Raw genomic sequence first — 12304 nt, forward strand, 5'->3', positions numbered from 1 at the left:
TCGCCCCGCCCCCGGCGCGTCCGGCCGCACCCCCGGCACCCCCGCCGGCGCCCCCACCCGTACGCCCGGTCACCGTCGGGCCGTCGTCGCCGGGGTGATGGCGGCGGCAGCGCTCGTCGGTCTCGGCTGCGCCCTGCTGCTGACCGACCGCGAGCAGGTCGTCGCGAGCGCACGGCCGGCCCCGCCCGCCAGGACCGCACCGCCCGCCACCACACCCACCCCCTCGACGTCCTCGGCCGTACCCACCGCCGCCACCGACCCCGACGGCCCCGGCACCCTCCGTCAGGGCGACACCGGCCCCGAGGTCGCCGAACTGCAGAAACGCCTGCTGTGCATCCCGGACGTCTACCGCGGCGGCTCCACCGACGGCACCTACGACGCCACCCTCACCGCGGCCGTGGCCCGCTTCCAGCTCTGGTACGGCATCAGCGGCGACGAGACCGGCGTCTACGGCGACGACACACGCCGCGCGCTCGAATCGCGAACGACACCCGGCGACGGTTGGTGAGACTGGGCCGACCCCTGCCCGGGCGGCGGGCGAGAGGGCCTCACCACGGCCGTCGCGCAGGTCGCGGCCGACGCGGCCGGTCCGGTCGGTGCGGGAGCGGCGGACCGGGGCGGGAGGCGGACCGGGGCGGCGGCCCCCGGAGGCGTCGGGCGCCGGAGCGAGGGTGGGCCCGGTGGGCTCAGCGACCCGTGCCGCGCGCCGTCAGGGCCTCGCTGACCGCGCGCACGCTGCGGGCGATGTGCTGCAGTTGCAGGACCTCGGCGGCATACATCTTGATCGTGTGCTCGATGACCGACTCGGGAACTCCCAGCACCGGCAGCTCGGCGCGCGCGGTCTGCAGGGCCGTGCGCGCCACCCGGACTTCCTGCTGGACCTGGAGCTGGGCGTGCCGGGCGAGCAGTACGGGGTGGCGGATGAGCGCCGGATAGCTGGCGTAGCGCGCGGGGATCAGTTCCCGCAGCCATTTGGCCGCCGAGCGCTCCCAGTCGTACGAGCCCGGGGCCTTGACCTGACAGGGCCAGTCAGGACTGATGCGCGTGCTGGTCAGGGGCATGATCATCGCTTCCGGTGTGCGGCGTCGTGAGGGTGGTCCGACGAGTGCGGGGCGGCCCCGGCCTAGGGGATGGCCGGGGCCGCCACGGGCGCGTCGCGCAGACGGCGCGCCCCGGAACACTCCAGGCGCCGACATGGGTAGGAGACGGCGGCTGGGGGTGTCCGTCCGGGGGCCCCGGGGATCGCGAACCGGCACTGCGGGAAGGGGTGCGTGCGCATGCTGGTCCGTCGGCTTTCTCGGGGCGGTGGTGCGAGAAGTATTTATATATGCCGTTCGGTTTGCAAGACGTATGAAAACATTCATGCGCGCTTTGTGTTGGATCATCCCTGTCGTCCCCCGTCCATGGCGCGGGGGACCGCAGGATCTTCACAGTTGTGCCCGGCGCGGGTCAGTCCTTCATGAAGAACTGGTGCTGGTCGGAGAGCTGTTCGTACTTCTCCAGCCGGGCCTGGGTGCGCTCCGGGTCGGCGTCGGTCATGGCCTGGAGCAGCGCGGCCGCCAGCACGCCGGGCGCGGCATAGGAGTCGAACACCATCCGCGAACCGGTGCCGGTGGCGAAGGTGACATCGGCCTCCTCGGCCAGCGGCCCGAGCGCCAGGTCGGTGACGAGGGCGACCTTCAGACCGGCGCCGCGGGCCACCCGCAGGGCGCTGAGGGTCTCCTGGGAGTGCCGGGGCATGGCGAAGGCGAGCACCCAGGTGCCGCCGGCCTCGCGGGACTGCAGCAGCGCGTCGTAGGCCACGCTGCCGCCCCGGGTGACCAGCCGTACGTCGGGGTGGATCCGGCGGGCCGCGTACCCGAAGTACTCGGCCAGCGACACCGAGATGCGCAGGCCCAGCACGGTCAGCGGGGTGGAGCGGGACAGCGCGCGGCCGACCCGGATGATCCGGTCGGGGTCGGCGAAGTCCCGCCGCAGGTTCTCCAGGTTCGCGATCTCGGCGTCGACGGCCGCCTGCAGTTCGTTGGCCCGGTTCTCCTCGGCGGGCCCGCCCGCGAGCGTGCTCAGCGCGATCGACTGGAGTCTTTCACGCAGCGCGGGATAGCCGCTGAAGCCCACGGCGGCGGCGAAGCGGGTGACGGAGGGCTGGCTGACCCCGACCCGGTCGGCCAGCTCGGTGATCGGCAGGAACGCGGCCTCGGTGATGTGCTCGATCAGGTACTGGGCGATGCGTCGCTGACCCGGCGACAGACGGGGGCCGTCGAACAGTTCCCTGAGCCGGGAGGTCGGGGCGGCCTCCGCCTCCGGCACGGTCTTGCCCGAGGTGATCGCTGATGCCTGGGCGCGTGCCTGCTGCGGGGAGGGCACCGCTCCGCCTCCTTTGTCTGCCACAAGCACTCAACATAGCTCAACATGGCCGTGACCAGCGGGTTGAGCGGTCGGGCTCAACGCCGCAAGAGGCTGATCGAATGGCCCACGTCACCGGCCGGACGGCTGCTCGCGATCAGTTCGGCGAGCCGTCCGCGCGCCTTGGCGAGGGCCGAGTCCGACACCACCAGCAGACCGTGCACCCGGTCCGGCGCAACCCCGAGCGGATCGGCGGCGTGGATGCCGTAGTACGACGGCACACCGCTGCCCTTGTAGACCAGCCACACCCGCTCGCCCGGACGCTCCCGCCGCAGCCGGTCCGCGAGCCGGCCGAGATCCTGTCCCCAGTCCACGTTCGAGTCGTGCAGCAGCCGGTGGGTGTGGGCCGGCCCGCCGAACGCCTCGTTGGCGTACGGCAGGTAGTACGGGAACGTCCGCAGCGAACTCACCGCCGCCCACATCACCAGCACGACCGTCGCGGCGGCCGTCCGGCGTCGGCCGGGCCGCGGCACACAGGCCGCCGTCACCGCGAGGAACACCGGCACGAACAGCGCGTACCGGGTCCCGAAGTCCCGGGCCCCCGTCATCGCGGCCGCGAGCAGCACCCCGGGCGGCAGCAGCAGGTACGGCGCCGCGGGCCGCAGCCGCCGTACCGCGCAGAGCGCCACGGCGCCCGCCGCGCCGAGGGCCAGCAGGCCGAGCGGCGTCTTCACCAGCAGGGCGGCGGGCAGGTAGTACCAGCGCGAGCCGGTGTACACGTGCCCGAAGAGATAGCCCTGCCACGGGTAGTCCTCGAACGCGAACTGCACCCGCATCCCGGCCCGGTACGCGGGCGGCAGCGGCAGCAGGTCGACCAGCCGGCCGCGCAGCCCGTGCAGGGCCGGGACCGGTTCGGCGGGGGAGAACCGCAGCCGCGGGTCGACCGCCAGATAGGCGGCCCAGACGACGGCGATCGCGACCAGCGCCACGACGCCCGCACCGGCGAGCGCCGACAGGGGCCTTCGCCGCCGGCCGCCGACCGCGGCCGCGAGCAGGGACAGGGCCTCGTGCCGCCGGCTCCCGGGCGGGGCCGTGAGGGCGGACAGGGTCCTTCGCCGGCGCGCGCTCACCCGACCCCGTGCCCGTCCCGCCGCGAGGACCGACACCGCCGCGAGGGCCATCAGCACCGGCAGTGCGGGCAGCGCGCTCATCTTGGTCGCCACGGCCGCCCCCAGCGCCGCACCCGCCAGCGGCACGTACAGCACGGGCCGGCGCCGGGCCCGCCACACCAGCCAGGCGGAGGTCAGCACGAACCCGGCCGCCGGCATGTCCAGCGTGGCCAGCGAACCGTGTGCGATCAGATCGGGGCTGAAGCAGTACAGCGCGAGCGCCACCAGGCCGCCCGCCGTACCCGTCAGCTCACGGGCGAACGCGAAGGCGACCAGTCCGAACAGCAGCGTCAGCACGATCACCGGCAGCCGCGCCCAGAGCATCAGCCGCCAGGGGTCGTTGCCCGACTCGTACAGCAGATGCCGGCCCACGTCCCCCTGCGTGCCGGGGTACGACGGGTCGTAGTGCGGGTCGGCCACCGCCACCCCGGCCTCGATCAGCAGTTTGCCGAGCGGCGGATGCTCGGGGTTGTAGCGGATCCGGTGCCCGTGCAGATAGTCGGCGGCCGTCGCGACGTACACCGGCTCGTCGATGGTCGGTGTCTGCTGGACGGCCGTCGTCACCATCGCCGCGGCCATCTGGGCCAGCAGCAGCGCCGCCAGCAGCGGCACCAGCCACCGCCGGTGCCGGCGCATCCCGGCACGGCGGCCGGCCGGTGCTGCGGCGGGAGCCGTCCGGCTGAGGACCAGGTGCTGTTCGCGCGCCATCATCCGCCCCGCGGTGGCACCGGCCGCAGGGCGGCGGGAAGGGGCGTGGGCCGGATCATGGGCCCCACTGTCGCACCGCTCCCGCCGCCGCGGGCGTCACCGCTGCACGAGTCGTACCGACAGACCTTCTGCCGTGTACACGGGTACGGCCCGCAGCCCGTCGGAGTTCACCTCGATCCGGTCGAACCGGCCGCACAGCCGGGGCACGTCGAGGACCGGCAGCGTTCGGCCCAGGGCGGGCGGGCGCTCGGTGTCGAGCCGTAGCGACAGCACCGGCGAGCCGCCCAGCACCATAAGCTGACGGACCGTCAGCGGTGCCTGACGGCCCGCGCGCAGGGTGACCTCCAGCGCGCCCGCGTCCTGCGCGTAGGAACCGCGCACCCGCAGCCGTTCGGCGACCCGCAGCGTGCCGGCGCCGACCCGCACGTCCCCGTGGCCGAGCGCGTCCTCGCAGCCGGCGACCAGGGTGCCCCGGGCCAGTACGGTCCCGCCCGTGTACCGGTTGCGGCCGGTCAGTGTGAGCGTGCCGGTCCCGCGCTTGACCAGACCGCCGGACCCGTCGATGTCGTTGCGCCAGGCGTCGGCCGCCGCGAAGCCGCCCGCGGCCGCGTCCAGCGCGACGGTGACGTCCGTGTCGAAGGCGCCGTAACCGTCCGCCGCGGCGAACAGGTTCAGCCGGCCCCACTGCTCGAAGCCGTCGAGCAGCACATAGCCGGACGGCAGTGCGGTGGTGCGCAGCACCTCGCGGCGCTGGTCCGCGCTCAGGTACGGCAGCCGGGTCTCCAGCAGCACCTCCGCGCCCTTCGGTACGGTCGGCTCCACCTCGCGGCCCTGCCGGGCGAGGACGTACGTCAGCCGGGGCCGGACCGCGCGCGCGTTGGCGTCCCGGTCGGCGTACGGGTCGGAGCCGGTGTGCGCGTAGGCGTACAGCGTGTCGGCCGTGGTGCCGGTGTGTGCGGTGAAGTAGGCGAGGGCCTGGGCGCGGGCGGCGGCCTTCAGCTCGGCGTTCGCCGGATCGGCGAGGGTGGCCGCGGCGAGGGCGGTGGCCATGATCCGGCCGCCCAGGACGTCGACGGTGTGGTGCATGCCCGCCACGATCCGGGTGTGGCTCAGTTCGAGGGCCCGGGTGACCAGTTCCTGGAAGCGCTCCGGGACGGCGTACGCGTAGGCCAGTGCGGCCAGGTGGAAGGCGTTGGTGTGGCCGCTCGGGAAGCCGCCGTCGTCGGTGGCGGAGGTGCCGCGCTGGCGCAGCAGCTGCGGGGCGACGGCCACGGGGGAGTCGTAGACCGGGAAGCCGAACGCGTCGGTCCTGCCGGTGTCGACGACCTCGCTGTCCTCGTTCAGCCGCCACGGACGCGGGTACTGGTAGGCGTACTTGGCGGGGTTGCCGGAGGCGTACGGGCCGCGCACGGTGTCGACCAGCTCGGCGACCTTGCCGAGCGCGGAGTCGTGGGCGCCCGCGCCGAGCGCCGAGCCCGCGGGGGCGTCGGCCGGGACGGCGTCGTTGACCGTGGCCGCGGGCGTGCCGTCGGGCGCGCCGGTGATCGAAGTGACCGCCCTGGCACCGGACTTGTACAGGCCGGCCAGCGGGCCGAGGCCGGCGATCAGCGCGTAGCTCTGGTGCTGGCGGTCGTAGACGAACGCCTCTTCGGCCTGGGCGTCGGTGCGCCGTGCCGTGGTGCGGGCGCAGTAGCGCATGTCGGCGCGCAGCACCTCGGGACGCAGCGGGGTGCCGGTGTTCCAGGCGGAGCCGGTCTTCCACACCTGGGCGAAGGCGTCGAGGATCCGGACCACCGCGTTGGTCTCGGGCGTGAGGTTGGTGGCGACGTTGGTGCGGTAGTCGTCCACGAACGCGGCCGGCACCGTCTGGGCCTTGGCGTCGGCCGCCGGCAGCCAGACGGCGACGGCGGGGGCGGCGAGCACGCCCGCCGACGCGGCCAGCGAGGTGGTGAGGAACCCGCGACGGTTCAGCACGGAGGAGGGGTGCCCGGCAGGTGACGGCATGCCTGTGCCTCTCGGAAGTGGTCCACGAACGCCCGGCGCGATGTGCCGAGTTGTGCGATCCCGTGGAGAAGAGTGGAGAAGAGTGGAGATGAGGGAGGAAGAAGTTGAACGAGTGAATATCTAGGGGCGGGGTGTGACCCGTCGGGGAGGTGTGGGTGATCTCCTCCCGTGCGGCAGGTGAACGCGGGGCGCTCGGCACACAGAAACCAACAGGCGGCGCACCGGCGGGCCGGGAGACGTTCGGTGCGGCAGGGCTCACCCGAGCGCGCGGGCCAGCGCCACCGCCCCCTCGACCGGCGGCACCCGCAGCGGGCGCGGCCGGGCCGACGGCAGGGACTCGGCGAGCGCGGCGGCGAACGCGTCGTACAGCGCCGGCTGGGCGAGGACCGTGCCGCCCGCGACCACCACGTCGTCGGCCGCCGCCCCGCGCCGGGCGAGGAGAGCGACCAGCGAGGCGAGGGCACGGCCCTGGGCGGCTATCACGTCCCGGGCGAGTGCCGAGCCCGCCCCGGCGGCGGCGAAGACGGCCGGGGCGTGCCGGCCCCATGCGGCGGACGGGTCGGCGGCGCCCTCCAACGCCGCGCCCAGCGCGGGCACTTCGGGTACGCCGAACGCGTCGAGGAGCGCCGCGGCCAGCGCGTCGGGCACCTCGCCGCGGTCGTGGGCGGCCCAGCAGGCGCGCGCCGCCTCCCGGACCAGCCCGGCCGCGCCGCCCTCGTCGCCGAGGACCGCGCCCCATCCGCCGACCTGCACGGGCGTGCCGTCGGCGCGCCGGCCCACGGCCACCGAGCCGGTGCCCGCGACCAGACCGACCCCCTTCTCCAACCCGGCGGCGGGCAGGAGGAGTTCGGCGTCGCCCACGACCAGGACGGGCGCGTCGACGTGGCGGCGCAGGGCGGCGCGGATCCGCGCGCACTGGCGCGGTGTCTCGCAGGCGTGGCCGCCGACCGCCAGCGCCGACGGGCGGTGGCCGGCCGGCAGGGCGTCGGCGATCAGCCGGGCCAGCCAGTCGGCGGCGGCCACCGGCTCGTGCGGCCGCCAGCCGTCGCTCACGCGGACGTGGTCGGCGACCGGGGTGTCCCCGGCCACGGCACGCAGATGCGTCTTGGTGCCGCCCACGTCGATGCCGACCAGGACGGGCGTGGAGTCCTGCACGGGACCTCTTTCGTCGTGTGCGCCGTTTCCTGCGCGCTGTGCCGCGACGGCGGGCGAACCGTGCCGGGGTGAAGGGGAGTCGAATCGGTCGGGAAGCCCCGGGACGGGCCTCTGGCGGAGCACGGCAGGCGAGTGCCGCGAGTTCGTTAGGAAATTAACTAACGAAGTACAGTGCGTCAAGAGTCCTCGCGACCTGTGGGAGAACCGTGGAACACGACGTGGCGGTGGCGCCCCCGCTGACCGAGAGCGCGAGCGCGGTCTTCGCCGTGCTCGCCCGGGCGGGCAGCGCGACCCGGCCGCAACTGGCGAGCCTGGCCGGGCTGTCCAAACCGACGGTGTCCGCCGCCGTCGCGGAGCTGGAGGGTGCCGGGCTCGCCGGCCGCTGCGGCACCGCCTCCAGCGGCACCGGCCGCACCGCCGCCGTCTACCGGCTCGGGCCCGACGCCGGCGCCGTCCTCGCCGTCGACCTCGGCCCGGACCTCACCCGGGTCCGGGGCTGCGCCCTGGACGGCACCCTGCTCGCCGAGGCCACCGGCCCCCGGACCAAGGCCGCCGACGCCGTCCGCGAGGCCCTCGGCACGCTGCCCGCCGCAGCCCCGCTGCGGGCCGTCGTCGTCGCGGTCGGCGACGTCACCACGCCGGCGAAGCACGGCGCCGGGATGCGTCCCGCGACCGCCAAGGCGGGCCCGGTCTTCGACGCCATGGCCATCGCGCTGCCGCCGGGCGTCCCCGTCCACCTGGAGAACAACGTCAACTGCGCCGCGCTCGCCGAGCTGCACGAGGGCGCCGCCCGGGGCCGGGGCACCTTCGGCTATCTGCGCGTCGGCGTGGGCGTCGGCCTCGGCATCGTCATCGGCGGCCAGGTGCTGCGCGGGGCGAACGGCGCCGCCGGCGAACTGGCCCGGCTGCCCTACCCCTGGGACGACGGCCGCGAGCCGCGCCTGGAGGCGCTGGAGGAGTACCTGGGCGCGCGCTCCCTGCTGCGCCGCGCCGCCGGGGCCTGGCGGGAGGCGCCGGACGGGCCGTGCCCCCGGACCACCGAGCGCCTGTTCACGCTCGCCGGACAGGGCGTGACCCCGGCCCGTGCGGTCGTCGCCCGGCACGCCGCCGACGTGGGGCGGCTGGCCGCCGCCGTCACCGCCGTACTGGACCCGGGGCTGATCGTGCTCGGCGGCAGCACCGGCGCGGACCCGCAGCTCCTGCCCGGCGTGCGGGCCGAACTCGCGCGGCTGAGCTGGCCCACCGAGGTGGTCAGCAGCACGGTCGGTGACCTGGGCACCGTCGTCGGCGCGGCCCGGCTCGCGGTGGCCCGCGGTGTCCGAACCGTGACCGAGCCCGGGCGATGGAGGCATTGACGGGTTCCGGCTCGTTCTGCCAATGTCCGGACAAGCGCTTTCTAGGCCGGTCGGGACGCCGGCTCGGGGAGGCCTCCGGGCCGTACGCGACGTGAGTGGCGTACGGCGACCGCACGAGGGCGTGCTCGTGCGGCACCGGCCGGACCGGCCGGGGAGCCCACCCCTCGGCAGGCGGCGCGGCCGGGCGAGGCCGCCCCCGGAAGGCGTACTTCCACCCCCTGCACCCGTGCCGCAGCGACCGGCCGGGGACCCGTCACGCACCCCCAAGGGAGGACCCGGTGGGTCACCAGATCTCGCGCAGAACCCTCATCCGCACCGCGAGCGGGCTCGCCGTCGCAGGCGCCCTCGGCCCCGCGCTCACCGCCTGCGCCGGCGGCACCGGAGCCGGCAGCGACAGCGGCGACCTGACGATGACCTGGTGGGGCAGCGACGAGCGCCACGCCGCGTACAAGAAGGCGCTCGCGACCTTCCAGCAGAACAACCCGAAGATCAAGGTCGAGACCCGATACTCGGGCTACGACGGCTACTTCGACAAGTTCAACACCCAGGTCGCCGGCGGCAGCGCCCCCGACCTGCTCCAGATGGACACCGCGCTGGTCGCCCAGTACGCCCGCAAGGGCATCCTCGCCCCGCTCGACTCCTACGCCGGCAAGTCCCTCGACCTGACCGGCTTCTCCAGGACGCTGCTGGCGGCCGGCACGGTCGACGGCAAGCTGTACGGCGTCCCGTCCGGCATCGGCGTCAACCAGCTGACCGTCAACCGCACCGGCCTGGAGAAGCTCGGCCTGGCCTTCCCGGACCCCGAGTGGACCTGGGCCGACCTGAAGAAGATCTCCGTCGACGTCCACAAGAAGAGCGGCGGCCGGATCTACGGCACCGACGACGTGGGCGGCGGCACCCTCCAGGCCTTCGAGATCTTCGCCCGCGAGAAGGGCCACCAGCTGTTCTCCGCGGACGGCAAGAAGCTCGGCTTCACCTCGGACGTCCTGCAGGAGTGGTGGGAGTACTGGGCCGAGATGCGCAAGGCGAACGCCTGCCCGCCCGCGGCCGTCACCTCCGCCGCGCACAACGACCTCACCAAGAACGCGGTCGTCATCGGCAAGGCCCTGTTCACCTTCGACACCGGTGTGTACGGCGCCGGCGGCTCCCTCACCGACGCCGCCCTCGACTTCCTGCCCACCCCGCAGGGCGACTGGTCAGGTGCCCGGGAAGGCAACTACGTCAACGGCGGTGTGCTGCTCAGCGCCACCAAGACCAGTGCGAAGGTCGCCGACTCCGTGAAGATCATGTCGTTTTTCGCCCAGGACGCGACGGCGATCAGGGACATGCAGCTGCTGCGCGGGATCCCGCCGACCGACAAGGCCCGCACGCTCATCAAGGCGGGTCTGAACGACACGGACAAGCGGAACATGGCGATGGCCGACTACATCTCCCGGCGCGTCGGCAGGGCCCACGACGTCCTGGACGCTCCGCAGCCGCCGCCGCAGGGCGCCGACCAGATCTGGGACCTGCTGTTCCAGTCCAATCTGGCGATCGCCTTCGGCAAGGCGACGATCAAGTCGCAGCTCGGCACGTTCTTCGACCAGGCGGCGGGGATCCTGTCCGCCTAGGGCGCGGGACAGACACGAACACCGGGAGAGGGCCAGGGAGATGACCATGACCACCGCGCAGACCGACGCGGTCATGAAGGAGCCGACGGCTCCGGCGACCCCGTCCGACCAGCGGGAACGTGACCGCATGCGGCGCCGCCTCGCCAGACGGCGCGGCGGCGGCTGGTGGCCGTACGTCTTCCTGGCCCCCTGGTTCGTCGGCCTGCTAGGGCTGACGGTCTACCCGATGCTGGACTCGCTGTACCTGTCCTTCACGGACTTCGACCTGCTGACGCCGGCGAAGTGGATCGGCGCGCAGAACTACACGCACATGTTCTCCGACGACCCGGTCTTCAGGGACTCGGTGCACGCCACCCTGCTCTACGTCCTCGTCTCCGTCCCCCTGAAGCTGGCCCTCGCGCTCGGCGTGGCCATCCTGCTCAACCGGCCGCTGAAGGGCATCGGCGTCTACCGGGCCGCCTTCTATCTGCCGTCGCTGCTCGGCGGCGCGGTGGCCGTCGCGATCGTCTGGCGGCAGGTGTTCGGCGGGGACGGCCTGTTCAACGACTTCCTCGGCTGGTTCGGCATCAAGGGCCAGGACTGGATATCGAGTCCGGACACCTCGATCTACACGCTCATCCTGCTCGCCGTGTGGCAGTTCGGCACCCCGATGGTCATCTTCCTGGCCGGACTCAAGCAGCTGCCGAAGGACGTGTACGAGGCCGCCGCGATCGACGGCGCCGGAACGCTCACCCGGTTCTTCCGGATCACCCTCCCGCTGCTCACTCCGATCGTCTTCTTCAACCTGGTCCTGCAGATCATCGACGGGTTCAAGACGTTCACCCCCGCCTACGTCGTGAGCAACGGCACCGGCGGACCGCTCAACTCGACCATGTTGTACTCGATGTACCTGTACAAGAAGGGCTTCACCGACCTGCAGATGGGTTACGCCTCGGCGCTGGCCTGGGTGCTGTTCCTGGTCATCGCGGGCTTCACGGCGGTCAACTTCATCGCCAGCCGTTACTGGGTCCACTACGACGACTGACATCGCCCGACACCGCCTGCGCGAGGAGTTCCTCCGACCATGTCCGCGTTCTCCCCGAGCGCCTCGGCGCTCCACAAGCTTCGTTCGCTGCGCACGCTCACCGGCCCCCGCCGCGTCCTCCTGCACACTCTCCTCATCGGCGCGGCGCTCGTCATGCTCTACCCGCTGCTGTGGATGCTCAGCAGCTCGCTCAAGCCCGACACCGAGATCTTCACCCACCCCGGGCCGATCCCGGACACACTGCACCCGCAGAACTACTCCGAGGGCTGGGGCGGCTCCGGCAACTCCTTCTCGCTCTACATCACCAACTCCCTGATCGTCACGATCGGCGCGGTGATCGGAAACGTCATCTCGTGCTCGCTGGCCGCCTACGCCTTCGCGCGCTTCGAGTTCCGGGGCAAGAAGATCTGGTTCGGCCTGATGCTCGGCACGCTCATGCTGCCCCTGCAGGCCACGCTGATCCCGCAGTACACGATCTTCTACAACCTCACCTGGATCAACACCTTCCTGCCGCTGATCGTCCCCAAGTTCCTCGCCACGGACGCCTTCTTCGTCTTCCTGATGGTGCAGTTCATCCGCTCCATCCCGCGCGAGCTGGACCAGGCCGCGATGATGGACGGCGCCAACCCCCTCCAGATCTACCTCAAGATCATCCTGCCGCTGATGAAGCCCGCCCTGGTCACCACCACCATCTTCACCTTCATCTGGACCTACGACGACTTCCTCAGCCAGCTCGTCTACCTCCAGCAGAACGCCCGCTTCACCGTCCCGCTCGGCCTCACCCTGTTCCTCGACAAGACCAGCGGCTCCTCCTACGGCGCGATGTTCGCCATGTCGACACTCGCCCTCGCCCCCACGCTCATCTGCTTCCTCGTCTTCCAGAAGAGACTGGTGGAAGGCCTGGCGACCACCGGAATGAAGGGCTGACCCCGC

At 72.9% G+C, this 12304-nt stretch carries 10 protein-coding genes; 5 read left to right on the forward strand and 5 right to left on the reverse strand.

Annotated elements, in window-relative coordinates; translation table 11 throughout:
• A partial coding sequence (locus ADK64_RS41000; protein ID WP_053667350.1) for a peptidoglycan-binding protein occupies positions 1-508 on the forward strand: 508 nt, incomplete at its 5' end.
• 178 nt (positions 509-686) lie between these two features.
• On the opposite strand, the gene ADK64_RS41005 is transcribed toward ADK64_RS41000, so the two are convergent.
• The 5 genes from ADK64_RS41005 to ADK64_RS41025 form a co-directional block, all read right to left on the reverse strand.
• The gene (locus ADK64_RS41005) at positions 687-1067 is read right to left on the reverse strand and encodes a hypothetical protein (RefSeq protein ID WP_078993157.1); all 381 of its coding nucleotides are present in this window, start codon (positions 1065-1067) and stop codon (positions 687-689) included.
• A gap of 382 nt (positions 1068-1449) precedes the next feature.
• Positions 1450-2367: a MurR/RpiR family transcriptional regulator gene (locus ADK64_RS41010; RefSeq protein WP_053667351.1), complete on the reverse strand. Its 918-nt coding sequence runs from the start codon at positions 2365-2367 to the stop codon at positions 1450-1452.
• Positions 2368-2444: 77 nt separating this feature from the next.
• On the reverse strand, positions 2445-4226 hold the full coding sequence (locus tag ADK64_RS41015; RefSeq protein ID WP_053667352.1) for a phospholipid carrier-dependent glycosyltransferase: 1782 nt from the start codon (positions 4224-4226) through the stop codon (positions 2445-2447).
• 93 nt (positions 4227-4319) lie between these two features.
• Entirely contained in the window at positions 4320-6227 is a 1908-nt protein-coding gene (locus ADK64_RS41020; RefSeq protein ID WP_053667353.1) for a phosphatase PAP2 family protein, read from the reverse strand.
• Positions 6228-6482: 255 nt separating this feature from the next.
• The gene (locus ADK64_RS41025; protein WP_053667354.1) at positions 6483-7382 is read right to left on the reverse strand and encodes a BadF/BadG/BcrA/BcrD ATPase family protein; all 900 of its coding nucleotides are present in this window, start codon (positions 7380-7382) and stop codon (positions 6483-6485) included.
• Positions 7383-7588: 206 nt separating this feature from the next.
• On the opposite strand from ADK64_RS41025, the gene ADK64_RS41030 reads away from it, so the two are divergent.
• From ADK64_RS41030 to ADK64_RS41045, 4 genes are all read left to right on the forward strand, one after another.
• Positions 7589-8737, forward strand: coding sequence for an ROK family transcriptional regulator (locus tag ADK64_RS41030; protein WP_053667355.1), 1149 nt, complete (start codon positions 7589-7591; stop codon positions 8735-8737).
• Positions 8738-9015: 278 nt separating this feature from the next.
• A complete protein-coding gene (locus tag ADK64_RS41035) occupies positions 9016-10347 on the forward strand; it encodes an ABC transporter substrate-binding protein (protein ID WP_053667356.1) in 1332 nt (443 codons plus the stop codon).
• Positions 10348-10393: 46 nt separating this feature from the next.
• Complete coding sequence (locus ADK64_RS41040) at positions 10394-11371, forward strand: carbohydrate ABC transporter permease (RefSeq protein ID WP_053667476.1); 978 nt, start codon at positions 10394-10396, stop codon at positions 11369-11371.
• 39 nt (positions 11372-11410) lie between these two features.
• Positions 11411-12298 (forward strand): carbohydrate ABC transporter permease, encoded by an 888-nt coding sequence (locus ADK64_RS41045; RefSeq protein WP_053667357.1) that lies wholly within the window; start codon positions 11411-11413, stop codon positions 12296-12298.
• Positions 12299-12304: the final 6 nt, after the last annotated feature.

This window comes from Streptomyces sp. MMG1121 (assembly GCF_001280015.1).
In the GTDB taxonomy this organism is placed as follows: Bacteria; Actinomycetota; Actinomycetes; order Streptomycetales; family Streptomycetaceae; genus Streptomyces.